Source organism: Paenibacillus favisporus (assembly GCF_040545415.1).
GTDB lineage: Bacteria > Bacillota > Bacilli > Paenibacillales > Paenibacillaceae > Paenibacillus_AQ > Paenibacillus_AQ favisporus.
The window spans coordinates 772,983-786,404 of sequence record NZ_JBEPLV010000004.1; the positions used below are offsets into that span (position 1 = coordinate 772,983).

Annotated in this window: 9 protein-coding genes and 1 riboswitch; of the genes, 8 read left to right on the plus strand and 1 reads right to left on the minus strand. The window is 55.2% G+C overall.

Annotated features, from left to right (window positions below; translation table 11 throughout):
• Nucleotides 1-251 precede the first annotated feature (251 nt).
• Both ABID47_RS21365 and ABID47_RS21370 read left to right on the plus strand, forming a co-directional pair.
• Entirely contained in the window at nt 252-713 is a 462-nt protein-coding gene (locus ABID47_RS21365) for a MarR family winged helix-turn-helix transcriptional regulator (protein WP_354499676.1), read from the plus strand.
• Complete coding sequence (locus tag ABID47_RS21370) at nt 706-2,217, plus strand: DHA2 family efflux MFS transporter permease subunit (RefSeq protein ID WP_163882797.1); 1,512 nt, start codon at nt 706-708, stop codon at nt 2,215-2,217. Before ABID47_RS21365 ends, ABID47_RS21370 begins: the two co-directional genes overlap by 8 nt.
• Before the next feature lie 148 nt (nt 2,218-2,365).
• Here ABID47_RS21370 and ABID47_RS21375 read toward each other — a convergent pair whose 3' ends face one another.
• The gene (locus ABID47_RS21375) at nt 2,366-2,992 is read right to left on the minus strand and encodes a DedA family protein (protein ID WP_354499679.1); all 627 of its coding nucleotides are present in this window, start codon (nt 2,990-2,992) and stop codon (nt 2,366-2,368) included.
• 207 nt (nt 2,993-3,199) lie between these two features.
• Between ABID47_RS21375 and ABID47_RS21380 the strand changes: the two genes are divergently transcribed.
• The 6 genes from ABID47_RS21380 to ABID47_RS21405 all read left to right on the plus strand — a co-directional run bounded on the left by ABID47_RS21380 (nt 3,200) and on the right by ABID47_RS21405 (nt 12,803).
• Nucleotides 3,200-4,537: a polysaccharide deacetylase gene (locus tag ABID47_RS21380; RefSeq protein ID WP_354499681.1), complete on the plus strand. Its 1,338-nt coding sequence runs from the start codon at nt 3,200-3,202 to the stop codon at nt 4,535-4,537.
• A gap of 168 nt (nt 4,538-4,705) precedes the next feature.
• The gene (locus tag ABID47_RS21385; protein WP_163882795.1) at nt 4,706-5,689 is read left to right on the plus strand and encodes an AAA family ATPase; all 984 of its coding nucleotides are present in this window, start codon (nt 4,706-4,708) and stop codon (nt 5,687-5,689) included.
• Nucleotides 5,686-6,999: a DUF58 domain-containing protein gene (locus ABID47_RS21390; RefSeq protein ID WP_354499683.1), complete on the plus strand. Its 1,314-nt coding sequence runs from the start codon at nt 5,686-5,688 to the stop codon at nt 6,997-6,999. The genes ABID47_RS21385 and ABID47_RS21390 overlap by 4 nt, the downstream gene beginning before the upstream one ends.
• A complete protein-coding gene (locus ABID47_RS21395; RefSeq protein WP_354499685.1) occupies nt 7,000-9,216 on the plus strand; it encodes a transglutaminase-like domain-containing protein in 2,217 nt (738 codons plus the stop codon). It abuts the gene before it with no gap.
• A gap of 78 nt (nt 9,217-9,294) precedes the next feature.
• On the plus strand, nt 9,295-10,833 hold the full coding sequence (guaA, locus tag ABID47_RS21400) for a glutamine-hydrolyzing GMP synthase (protein WP_076175744.1): 1,539 nt from the start codon (nt 9,295-9,297) through the stop codon (nt 10,831-10,833).
• Between the two features lie 343 nt (nt 10,834-11,176).
• Nucleotides 11,177-11,276: riboswitch (purine riboswitch) on the plus strand.
• Between the two features lie 156 nt (nt 11,277-11,432).
• Nucleotides 11,433-12,803 carry an NCS2 family permease gene (locus ABID47_RS21405; protein WP_354499736.1) on the plus strand — a complete coding sequence of 457 codons (1,371 nt, stop codon included), beginning with the start codon at nt 11,433-11,435 and terminating at the stop codon, nt 12,801-12,803.
• Nucleotides 12,804-13,422 lie beyond the last annotated feature (619 nt).

Consider the following 13,422-nt stretch of genomic DNA (forward strand, 5'->3'; position numbering starts at 1 on the left):
TAGGAAGTAAAGCATTGAATAGGAGCTGGGCTGCCCGGAATGGTTCGGGGGCCCAGTTTTGGTCTGCAGCCGCTCCGGGTACCGCTCTTCTAATGAAAGCGATTCTGGTAAATTTCAGGGATATTTTTGAAAATGGATTGCAAAAATATATGTAAATTTATTCTTATGTTTTTATTGACACGTAAACATGTTGGTTTTAAAATAATTCGTATGCGAAATATTAAGAGATGGAAATAGAAACAGGGTGAAGAATGATTTTAGGTCCTCAAGAAGAAATTCTCGAACTGTTGTACTCTTTTCGCCAGGTCAATCTCACGTTTTACCAAATCTTCTGGAAGCATGCCGATTCCCTTGAGACCACCTGGATTCAATATCTTGTCCTGCACACGCTCCGCGAGCGTCCGGACATCGGACTCTCTGAGCTGGCAGATTTAATTCTTATGGGGAACAGCGCCACCAGCGGGGTTGTCAATCGGCTTGTCAAGGCCGGGCTCGTTGAACGCCGACGGCTCCAGACGGACCGGCGGTCGATCGCGCTGCGGATAACTGAGAAGGGAGATGAACTTAGACAGCAGACCGAGCAAGTCAGCATGGGCTGCCTGCTGCCTCTTTTACAGATCAAACAGGAGGACAGAAGCCATTTACTAGCGACACACCAGCAAATTATTCAGATTTTCAGCCAAAAGGGAGAGAGAGAAAGCAATTATGAATAGCAGTCAAGCTCAGTCAATGGAGCATATCCGGAAAGGGCCGATCATTGCCGCACTGCTCCTCGGCGCATTCGTGGCATTTTTGAATCAGACCTTGATGAATATCGCCCTGCCCAAAATTATGGATGATTTGGGCATTCAGCCGACGACAGGCCAATGGCTTACGACCGGCTTCATGCTGGTTAACGGCGTATTGATTCCAGTATCGGCATTTTTGATCGCGCGGTTTACAACCCGCCAGCTGTTTATTTCGGCGATGACGATGTTTTCGCTGGGAACGCTGATATGCGCGATATCACCCAGCTTTGGGATACTTATGGCCGGGCGCGTCATTCAGGCGGCTGGCGCAGGCATTCTGATGCCGCTGATGACCGTCGTGTTCCTGAACATTTTCCCGATCGAAAAACGGGGCTCTGCGATGGGCATGATGGGGATCGCCATGATTCTGGCTCCGGCTATCGGACCGACGTTGTCGGGGTACATCGTTGAACATCACTCCTGGCGGGTTCTGTTCTACATCATCCTGCCGGTAGCGATCATCGCCACATTAATCGGCGTATTTTTCTTGAAGAACGTAACGAGCGTGACCAAACCGAAATTCGACTTCCTGTCGGTGGTTCTGTCGACCATCGGCTTCGGCGGCCTGCTCTATGGCTTCAGTGACGCGGGTACCGACGGTTGGGGAAGCGCGACCGTTATTGCCACGCTGATTGTCGGCGCGGTAGGTCTGATCCTCTTTGTATGGCGCCAGCTCGTATCCAAGACTCCGATGCTGGAGTTCCGGATTTTTAAATACAACATGTTTACGCTGACGACGATCATTAACGTCATTATCACGATGGCGATGTACGCGGGCATGATCCTGATGCCGATCTTCCTGCAGAACATCCGCGGCTTCACGCCGCTCGAATCGGGCCTCATGATGCTGCCCGGCGCGATTCTGATGGGGATCATGTCGCCGATTACCGGCGCGGTCTTTGATAAAATCGGCGCAAGATGGCTGGCCGTCGTCGGCTTGATCATCACGGTGGTCATGACTTATGAATTCAGCCGCTTGACTGTTGAAACATCGTACGCCCATCTGATCGTCATTTATACGATTCGGATGTTCGGTATGTCGATGCTGATGATGCCGATTCAGACCGCCGGTCTCAACCAGCTGCCGCGGAACATGAACGCCCACGGTACGGCGATGTCCAACACGCTTCGTACGATTTCGGGTTCGATCGGTACGGCGATCCTGGTGACGGTCATGACCAATGAAACGAAGAGTCATGTCAAGGACGTTCTTGCCGGGGGTACGGTCAATCCAGCCGACAAAGCCGCTATGGCGAAGCTGACCGCCGATTCGATGGTTCACGGCATTAACTATGCGTTCATCGTGGCCACTTGGCTGAGTGTTGCCGCGCTGGTTCTCGCTTTCTTCATCAAGAGAACGAAGCCGCACACCGAGCTCAAGAACGAGCTTCAAGGACAAAGCGTCAGCACCGCAAACGCGGAGGGTTAATGTACTTATATTTTTAGGATGTAAAAGAAAAGACGCGCACTGCATTTCATGCAGCGTGCGTCTTTTTTATTTGTGGGAACGGGCGGGGAAGACGTCACTGGACGGAGCTGATCGCTTCCTTGCCGTGGCGGTTCACTGTCCCGGCATGTCAGCTGACATGCAGTTTGGACAGCAGCGAGCGCATTTTTTTGCGGTAACGGTAGAGAAGAAACCCGACAACAGCGATAATGACGGCGCCGACGATCCAGAAGGAGTACTTTTCCACCAGGTGAAAAGCGAACTTCCACTGCGGCCCGAATATTTTGCCGATGCTGATAAACAACAAGACCCAAACCAGCGCTCCGCTGTAGGCGAACAGCGCAAACTTGCGGAAGGGCAGGGCAATCATGCCGGCGAAGTAGCCGGTAAAATGGCGGACGCCGGGGATGAAATATCCGATAAAGACCAAGCTTTGCCCGTATTTGTTAAACCAGCGGCTTGCCCGTTCCAGTTTATGCTCGGAGAGCAGGAACCATTTGCCGTAGCGCTGTAGAAAAGGAAGGCCTGCCTTGAGGCCGATGAAGTATGTAATGGTCATCCCCAGGGTCGTTCCGGCAAATGCGATAATCAGCAGCCAACCGTAATGAAGCATGCCGTCGTAGGACAGGTAGCCTGCATAGGCCATCGTCGTTTCTCCGGGAAAGGGGAGGGCGATAAATTCCAAAGCCAGTCCGAGAAACAGCACAAGGTAGCCGTACTGCTCGAACATCAAATGAATCCATTTTAACAATTCCAAAAGGTTTTCACTCCAATTCAGGTCGGGCCCCAAAGATCACACAACCGGACTCCAACGAGTTACAACGGACTCCGATGGAATGCCATCCGGAAGCAAGAATGATTAAGCTCTTGAAAGATTCGGCTTTCCTTAAGTCTATTTCCACTTCTCTCACCATATAATCTACCAGAAAGCAGAACTCATAGAAATAGTGGAGGTAGAAGGTACATGGTGAAGAAGACATTCAGCGTTGTTCTGGGATCGATCGGGGTCGTATTGGCGGTGATGGCTATCATATTCTGCGCAAGCGTCTGGGAAGGGCGAACCTTGCTTCAGCCTATAACGCCCTTGGTTCAGAATGCGGTCAAGACGGCTCCGGACAATGAATCTGCAAGCGAAAAGAGTTCTGCTGTCATCGGACGGCAAACCGATCCGGTCCATGTGGGCCAAGCGGGGCTGCTTGCCTCCAATACGACGAAGAAACCCGCTCCGGTCAGCCCCAAAACGGTGTATCTGACCTTTGACGACGGCCCCAGCGATTTAACGGGCCAGGTGCTGGATATTTTAAAGAAAAACAAGATTGGTGCAACCTTCTTTGTTCTCGGTGAGCAGGTAAAGAAATATCCGCAGCTCATTTCGCGGATCTACGAAGAAGGCCATGCCATCGGCAATCATACATATGACCATAATTATACCGAACTCTATCAATCTTTTCCCGCGTTCTGGGACCAAATCAAGGAGACTGAAGAGGAGATACGCCTGATCACGGGGGAAAGGCCGCAGCTGGTCAGGGCCCCTGGGGGGACGGCCGGGCATTTTGACGACACGTATTTTAAACTGCTGCAGCAGGCAGGGTACGTCGTGACGGATTGGAACGTGGACAGCGGCGATTCCAAGCGGCGTAATGTCCCGGCTGCGGAGATCGTGAAGGGTGCCACGACGGACGTCCCGGGAGGCAAGGTAGTTCTTCTCATGCATGACGGTCCCGGCCATTCGGAAAGCGTGAAGGCCCTCCCGCAAATTATTAGCTGGTACAAGGCCCGCGGATATCAGTTCGGTGTGTTGTCACCGCAAGATCCGCCTGTTCAATTTAAAGTGAACGCGACAGCCCGCGGACTGAAGCGAAGCGCGCCAAGCGCCGCCTGGATTCAGTCGCATATTGCGCAGAATGCCGCATTGTTCGAGCCTGGCAAACCGCTCCGCCTGGATGTCGGCGGGCTCGAGACCACGCTGGATACCGGAGAGTACAGCATCGTTGACGGACATTACATGGTGCCTTTGCGCGCGCTGACCGAGCGGATTGGGGGCAGTACGGTCTGGGATTCGGGCGGGGCGGCCTGGGTCGCGTCCTTGTCGGCGGACGCCGCGGTTTCGCTCCGGATCCATGCGGACACGGGCAGGCTGGAGGCGGTGGAGGGCAATCAGGTGGTCTCTAGGGCGACGCTGCAGGTGCTGACGGTCAATGGATCGCTGTGGGTGCCTCTGCGCAGCTTGTTTGAAGCTTCCGGATATGCCGGAATCACGGCATCGGTTAATGAAGAGGAGCGGCGGGTCACTGTATTTTAACGGTTTGGGTGCCCAATGGAGCGAATCTACGATTTTTGCAGAGGATTTCATCACTCTTAAAAAATGAGCCGGTGCGGCAGGTCTACTTCCTTTTCTACATGGAGAGAATATTGATAGATTCCCTGTTTTGACGGGAACAAGCCATGATTGGAAACGGAGGTTGTTACTATGTCGACTCCATCGGTGTTTCATGATGATGTTGCCCCGGAATTATTGAACCGCGTCTTATCGCGCGTCGGATCCGTTATCGTCGGTAAAGAAAAGGAAATACGCCTTGCCCTAATATCCATGCTTAGCGGCGGCCACATTCTGCTGGAGGATGTTCCAGGGGTAGGTAAAACAATGCTGGTCCGGGCCATCGCCGCTTGCCTTGGCTGCACGTTTGGCCGGATCCAGTTCACATACGATCTGATGCCCGGCGACGTAACGGGCACTTCGATATACCATCCGCACAGCGGCAGCTTCGAGTTCCGGCCCGGGCCGGTTCTCTCCAATATCGTGCTGGCGGACGAAATCAACCGGGCTTCGCCCCGGACCCAATCCGCCCTGCTGGAGGCGATGGAAGAGCGGAAGGTGACCGTGGACGGCACCACCTATCCGCTTCCGCGTCCGTTCCTGCTGCTGGCGACGCAAAACCCGCTGCATTTCGAAGGGACTTACCGCCTGCCTGAGGCGCAGATGGACCGGTTCATGATGCGGCTGAGCCTGGGGTATCCGGAGCCGGCTCAGGAGGTGGAGCTGCTGACGCGAATGCAGCTGGAGCATCCGCTGGACGCCATAAAGCCGGTCATGCTGGCGGAAGAAATGGCGAACATGCAGCGCGCCGTCCGCGGCGTCTTCGTTGACGAGTCCATCAAGCTGGCCCTCGTCCAGGTGGCCGACGCCTCGCGCCGGCATCCGAACGTCCAGCTCGGCATCAGCCCGCGGGGGACGCTGGCCTGGATGAACGCATCCCAGGCTTCGGCCTATATGGCCGGCCGCTCTTATGTCATCCCGGATGACATCAAGGATACCGCCGTGCCGGTCCTTGCTCACCGGCTGATGCTGAACCATGCCGCGCTTCTTGCGGGGGCCAGCGGGGAGGAGCTGGTCCGGGAGCTGCTGCAGCAGCTGGTGCTGCCCGTTCACTCCCGCAAAGGAGGCCGCTTATGATGCGGCGGGTCCTCGAATGGGGGATCGGGCTTGCCGTGCTGGGCGGTCTGGTGGCCATGTACCGGCTGCACGGAGGCGAAGCCTTATGGTTCATGATGTTTGTGACCTGCCTGGTGCTGGCCGGCGGCATGCTGGTTCAGCTGCTCGGCCCCCGGCAAATCCAGGTGGAACGCAGCTTGCCCCAAAGCCTGATTCCGTCAGGGGAGGCCGTGCCCGTGACCATGCGGATTCATTTCCGCTCACCGCTGCCCCTCCCCTGGATGGCTGTGGAGGATTATTATACTGGCGGGAGCTTCCGCCGCGTGCTTTTTCCGGGATTTCGGCGCTCCTTAACGTATCGCTATGAGGTTCCCGCTCTTCCGCGGGGGCATTACGGGTTTGAAGCCTGTGCGCTGGAATGGGGCGGCTTGTTCGGCTGGTTCCAGGGAAGGAAGGTCGTTAAGGGAGAAGGCCGGTTTATCGTGCTGCCGGAGCCGCTGCCCGTCGGACAGGAATGCCGGCCGGCGGCTTCGTTGTCATCCAGCGAAGAGGTCAGTCTCCGGCCTCCCCGGTTTGCGGACGGCATGAAGGGGATGGAGGTGCGGGAATATGTTCCGGGGGATCCGCCGAACCGTATCCATTGGAAGCACCTTGCTCGGTGGGGCCGCCTGCATACGAGCCTGCCGGAGGAGGCGCAGCAGTCCTCTTACGCGGTCATGATCGACCGCTCCTTCAGCGGCTATATGCCAGACGGCGCCCGGGTAGGCGACGTCAGCGGCGAGGCCGCGCAGCGGGGGTTCGAGACCGCCGTATCGACGGCGGCAGGGCTGCTCGTTGAAGCCGGACGTGCCGGCGAGAAGGCGGTTCTGCTCGGCTCCGGGCTCCGTACCGATATGCCGGGAGAAGCCGGAGAACCCGGCCCTGCGTCAAGGCAGGAGACCGGGCAAGAGATCACCGGCATGCTCGCAGCCCTGTCGGGACTGACGTTGGCCGGCGGCATGCCGCTGCCTGCACAGCTTCAGGAAGCCGCCGGGAACTTGAAAGGCAAAAGAACGGCCGTCGTCACCGGCTATCTGACCGACGAGCTGCTCCGCGCCGTATCCGGAATCATCTCCTCCGGGGGATATGTGGATATCTATTGCGCAGGCGCTTCGGAAAGAAACGACAGCAGCGATTCGGCATCGTACGCTACGGCGGTTCACGATCCCGGCCTGTTCCGCCGGGCGGCGCTGCTTTCGCGTCTCGGGGCAGGTGTATTTATCGTGCACGGCGGCCGCGTATCCCGCGTCGGTCACGTGGAGTCGAACTTCCCCGGAGAGGGGGCGGTATAGATGGAGGAACGTACGGATCCGCTTCTGTACAGACTCATCCTCTCTCTGCCCTTTATGGGGCTGTTCGCCGAATGGCTCATTCCGCTCCGGCCGCTGACGGGTTCCGCGGACGACGGATTTATGACGACGCTGTTGTGGCTGACAGCGCTTCTGCTGCTGTGGGGAACCCTGCTGGCGAGGTGGACGTTGACCCTCCCGGTGTACATCGTGCTGGTCGGCGCCGCTTGGTTTAACGTTTCCGGAGAGGGCCAGCCCTTTAGCTGGCTGATTTCCTGGATATCGCAATGCCGCGATGATATTCTGCTGCTGCTGTCCACCGGGCACTTTGCCGAAACCAGCTCTGAGACCCGGACGCTGGTTTTGATCGTCGGCTGGTCCTTATTGGTTTATTCCGTGCAATCGCTCGCCCTATCGCGGCGCAGCATTTTTCTGTTCGCCGCGGCCACCCTGCTCTACTTGATATGCCTTGAGACGCTGCTCGGCATCCATATTTACGCCGATATGATCCGCACCTGCGGTTTGCTGCTGCTGCTTCAAGGGATGCTGCATTTGTCCGAACTGCGCGAGAGCGATACGTCGGGGAGGTTTGGCGGCAAGGTGTACGGCACCTGGATCGTGTCGCTCAGCCTGTTGTCCCTCCTGGTCCTCGGCGGCAGCTGGGGACTGGGATATGCGGCCGAGGCCAAGCCTCCGGGGAGGTTATCCTTGGAGCAGGCGGCCGGCCGGCTGGAATCCTGGATCCGGGACAATTACGGCGACGCCTCAGCCACAGCCGTGACGGGCTACAACCTGAGCGGGGACGATCAGGACATGGGAATGCCCCTGAGCCAAGGCGGGCGGCTCTATTTTGAAGCGGAGAGCCCCGTCCCTACATATTGGCGCGGGGAAACGCTCAGCCTCTATGACGGCCGTAAATGGACCGGTCAGGAGGCCAATTCCCGCACCCTGTTCATTCCGGGCGCGGTCCGGCCTGAAGGCTCGGACCCGGAAGCAGAGGAGCTGGCAGCTCCGATGGCCGAGTACCGGACCGTTACCCAGCAAATCATGTTCAGCCGTCCCATGACCGAGAGCTTCCCTCTCTTTGCCGGCGGCCCCATCGCCGAGGTGCTCGACTTGGAGTCGAGCCGGAAATCGGTGTCCCTGACCGTGATCGCCGACGAAGATGCGGGAACGGTCAAGGTGCCGCTGATTTCGGGCGTGCCGGAGGTGAACGGCTACCGGATCAAGGCGGACATTCCCGCCGTGGATCCTCAGGTGCTGCGGGAAGATGCAGGCGCGGATCCGGCGCGGGTGAAGGACGAATACCTTCAGCTGCCGGACAAGCTGCCCGAACGCGTGAAGCAGCTGGCGGACCGGATTACGTCGGCGTCGCTCACGCGATATGACGCGGTCGTCGCGGTGGAGGACTATTTGAAAACCTACTATGCCTACACGATGGATACCCGCGTTCCGCCCCAAGGCGAGGATTTTGTGGATGACTTTCTGTTTACGACAAGGAAAGGATACTGCAACCACTTTTCGACCGCTATGGCGGTACTGCTGCGAAGCGAGGGAATTCCAACAAGGTATGTCAGGGGATTTGCCCCGGGAAAAGAGGACAGCGGCCACCCGGGACGCTATCAAATCAGCGAAGGCGACGCTCACGCCTGGGTCGAGGTGTATTTCCCCGGCTCCGGCTGGATTCCGTTCGACCCGACGCCTGGATTTGTGCTGCCTTCCGACAGCGGAACGGTCCAGGCACAGGACGTCCATTCAGGGGGGACCTGGGACTGGGTTCGTGCCGCCCTCCAGTTGAAGAACATCACGCTCGGGATCGCGTCTTTGTTAGCCAAGCATGCGTGGATCGCGGTTGGAGCAGCTGCCACCGCTCTGCTGCTGGCCGCCGCCGTCCGCTGCGTCTGGATGTATCGCGGCCTGATTTGGCTGTGGTGCCTGGTGTATTTATCGCGGCGGACCTTTCCGGGCAAGGAGCAGCTGCTCCGGGCGGCGCTTCCGGCCTGGAAGGGCATTACCCGCCGCTATGGCGCGGCTCCGCCGGGGGCCACCGTTCGGGAATACGTGCAGTCCCTACAGGTCGATGATGAAATGATGCGCAAAGAAATGTACGATTTTGCCGCGGAATGGGAAAAGATAGCTTATGGTCAGGTTCCCGTAAGCCGCAGCCAAGGGAGCGCTTTCCTTCGAAGATGCCTTTTGATCGCCGGCAGGCTGGTATAACTTAGGTGCTGCGGCTTCCTTGACGGTATGAATTATCGTTGCGTATAATTGATTTCATTAATTGAGGGAGGCACGGTAATGAATAAGCCAAATGAAATCATCGTTGTCCTCGATTTCGGGGGACAATATAACCAATTAATCGCAAGACGCATCCGCGATCTGGGAGTATATAGCGAGCTCTTGCCTTTTAACACGCCAATCGAGAAGATCCGGGAGCTGAACCCGAAGGGTATCGTGTTCTCCGGCGGACCGCTTAGCGTGTATGCGGAAGACGCACCCCATGTGGACCCGGCTGTGTACGATTTGGGGCTGCCGATCTTCGGCATTTGCTACGGCATGCAGATGATGGCGCAGCAGCTCGGCGGCAAAGTGGAGCGCGCGCACAAACGCGAGTACGGAAAAGCAGAGCTTGAGTTCAAACCAAACACGACGCTTACCCAGGGATTGGACAACCGTCAGGTCGTATGGATGAGCCACGGGGACCATGTCGTTGAGCTTCCGTCCGGATTCCAGCTCGACGCGGGTACGGAGTCGGCTCCGATCGCGGCGATGAGCCATGGCGAGAAGAAGCTGTACGCGGTGCAGTTCCATCCGGAAGTACGCCACTCCGTGAACGGCAACGAAATGATCCGCAACTTCCTTTATGAAGTTTGCGGCTGTGAGGGTAACTGGACGATGGAATCCTTTATCGAGGATCAGGTTCGTGAAATCCGCGAAACCGTCGGTGACCAGAAAGTGCTGTGCGCGCTGAGCGGCGGCGTGGATTCCTCTGTCGTTGCGATGCTGATCCACAAGGCGATCGGCGATCAGCTGACCTGTATGTTTATCGACCACGGCCTGCTGCGCAAGGGCGAAGCCGAGAGCGTAATGGATACCTTTGTAGGCAAATTCGATATGAAGGTTGTCAAAATCGACGCCCGCGAGCGTTTCTTGTCCAAGCTGGCCGGCGTGGATGATCCGGAACAAAAACGGAAAATCATCGGCAACGAATTCATTTACGTGTTTGAGGAAGAGTCTGCGCGTTTTGACGACTTTGCCTTCCTGGCACAAGGAACGCTGTACACGGATATCGTCGAGAGCGGAACGGCAACGGCTCAGACGATCAAGTCGCACCATAACGTGGGCGGCCTTCCGGAGGATATGAAATTTAAACTGATCGAGCCGCTCAAAACGCTCTTCAAGGACGAAGTCCGCAAAGTCGGCGAGGAATGCGGTCTGCCTGATGAAATCGTTTATCGCCAGCCTTTCCCGGGTCCGGGCCTTGCGATCCGCGTGCTGGGCGAAGTGACGGAAGAGAAGCTGACGATCGTTCGGGATTCCGACTACATTTTGCGCGAAGAAATCGCCAAAGCCGGGCTTGACCGGGAAATTTGGCAGTACTTCACGGCTCTGCCGAACATGAAGAGCGTGGGCGTCATGGGTGACGCACGTACGTATTCGTATACCGTCGGCATCCGCGCGGTAACTTCGATCGACGGCATGACCGCCGACTGGGCCCGCATTCCGTGGGACGTATTGGAGAAAATTTCGGTGCGTATCGTCAACGAGGTGGAGAACGTTAACCGCATCGTGTACGATATCACCTCCAAGCCGCCGGCCACGATCGAGTGGGAGTAAGGTTATTCGTTATCCTTTTCAAGGTTCAAGATCCGTATCTGCTTAGGCAGGTGCGGGTCTTTTTTTTGTTTTCTACATAATTTCCGGGTCGATTCCAAAAGCTAAGCCCTATATAGAATGAACTAAAGAAATGAACGTTACAGGGCCGCAGTGGGCCGTTATAACAGGAAGTTCAATGCAAAACTTTAGTTCAATCTATCTAGTTAGAGAAAATGTTCTGTGTAAGGCGCCATCGTTCCATGGGAGAATTATGTAAATTTCCGAACATTGAATCATGTCACACTCTCGATTATTCGTTTTTTCTGTTGACAAGTGAAGCTTGTCTCCATACAATGAATGATGTGAGAAACGACATATGTTCTTTCGTATAATCCCGGGAATTGGCCCGGGAGTCTCTACGAGATCACCGTAATGATCTGGCTACGAATTTAGAAGAGATGATGTCCAACTCGCAGCGCAGCTTGCCTTGACCATGGTAAGTCCAAGCTGATGCTGGCGGGATATCTCTTTCTTTCATTCATAATGTCCGGTGGTCGCTTTGCGGTCTGCCGGGCTTTTTTGTCGTTCTGACTCAAATTTCTAAGGGGGATTATTTGAAAATGGAACGGTTCTTTAAATTAAAGGAACGCGGCACAAATGTAAAAACAGAAATGATCGCCGGTCTCACGACGTTTATGGCGATGGCGTACATCCTGTTCGTCAACAATCTGTTTCTCGGGCCGGACGGTGCGGGTATCCCTCATGAAGGCGTGTTTTTCGCCACCGCAGTCGGCGCGGGCCTCGTTACCATTCTGATGGGATTGTTTGTCAATATCCCGGTCGCCTTGGCGCCGGGTATGGGTCTGAACGCTTATTTTATGACCGTCGTGCTTGGATCCAATGGTCAAATTACCTGGCAGGCTGCTTTGGGCGCCGTATTTATTTCGGGTATTATTTTTATCATTCTGACGGTAACGCGCGTCCGGCAAATGCTGATGGTCGCCGTTCCGAAAAACATTAAAACCGCCATTACGGTTGGTATCGGCTTGTTCGTCTCCATCATCGGCTTTAAGCTCGCCAACCTGATCTCGATCACGGTGAACGCCGGTACCGATATCAGCAAACCGATCGGCGGCGGAAGCTTCAACCTGGCACTAAGCGATTTCTTTACACATAAAGATGCGCTGCTTGCTTTGATCGGACTTTTGATTATCGCCATTCTGATGGTGCTGAAAGTAAGAGGGGCACTCCTGATCGGCATTATCGTAACGACGCTGATCGGCATTCCAATGGGCGTGACGGACCTCAGCGGCTTGTCCCATGCCAACTGGCTGCCTTCATTCTCCAACCTGGCTGTCGGAGATCTGGATCTGAAGGGCGCGCTGCACATCGGATTGTTCGATATCGTCTTTATTTTCACGTTCGTGGAGCTGTTTGACACCTTTGGAACACTCGTGGGTACGACAACCCGGATGGGCATCATGAAGGATAAAGAGAAAGGCGAGAAAATCGTCGGTAAAGCGATGCTCGTCGATGCGGTCGGCGTCAGCGCCGGTGCTGTTCTGGGTACGAGCACGATCACTTCCTTTGTAGAAAGCACGGCAGGCGTTGAGGAAGGCGGACGCACTGGCTTGACGGCTATTACTACAGGCGTTCTGTTCCTGCTGTCCCTGTTCATCGCTCCGCTCGCGCTGGTGGTTCCTTCGGCAGCTACCGCGCCGGCACTGATCATCGTCGGGGTGCTGATGATGAGCCAGGTTCGCCACATCGAGTGGGACGACTTTTTTGAAGCTTTCCCGGCTTTCCTGACCATCGTACTGATGCCGTTCTCCGGCGGGATCGCCAACGGGATTTCGGCAGGAATCCTGTCCTATGTAATTCTTGCGGTTTTCGCCAACATCTTCGGTAAGCGCAAAGAGAAAGTTCACTGGCTGATGTGGGTGCTGGCCATCATCGTGGTGTGCCGGTTCGCATTCCTCGGTGCCGAGTAAGTTAAGTAATTGATGAGTTGAATGGTTTGCCCTTGTCTGCTTTAGAGCGGATGAGGGCTTTTTTATTTTTGGCAAAATTGAAAAGTATCTATATATAACGCAAAGAAATGTGTGGATGGGGGGAATATATAGTTGTTGTAGAAAATAATTGGGGAATGCTGTGTGGATTCCTGTTGCTCGAACGAGCAGGCGCACCCCGATAAGGAGGGAAGTTACTCTAACCTTTAAGACGTGCTTGGAGACAAGTGTAGACGGTTTGATAGTATATATGAAGGTTATGCATGGTTTGCAGCGTGCCACGAATAGATCCAGGGGAATGGAATAAATGAGGATATAAATTTTTTGTCGAAAAAGCTTGCAATAGAATTATAAACATGGTATATTCTAATTCCGGCCAAGAAAACATCGCTTTAAGCGTTGGACAGCAAGCCTGAAAAATAGATTTAAAAAAAGCTTGCAAAACTGAGTCGGACTTGATATAATATAAGAGTTGCTGCTGAAACACTGGCGGTAACGAAACGAAGTTTGATCTTTGAAAACTGAACAACGAGTGAGTATAAACGCGATGGTCTTATGACCGGAGCGATTGAGATTAAATCAATCTCGTCAGATTCAAAAT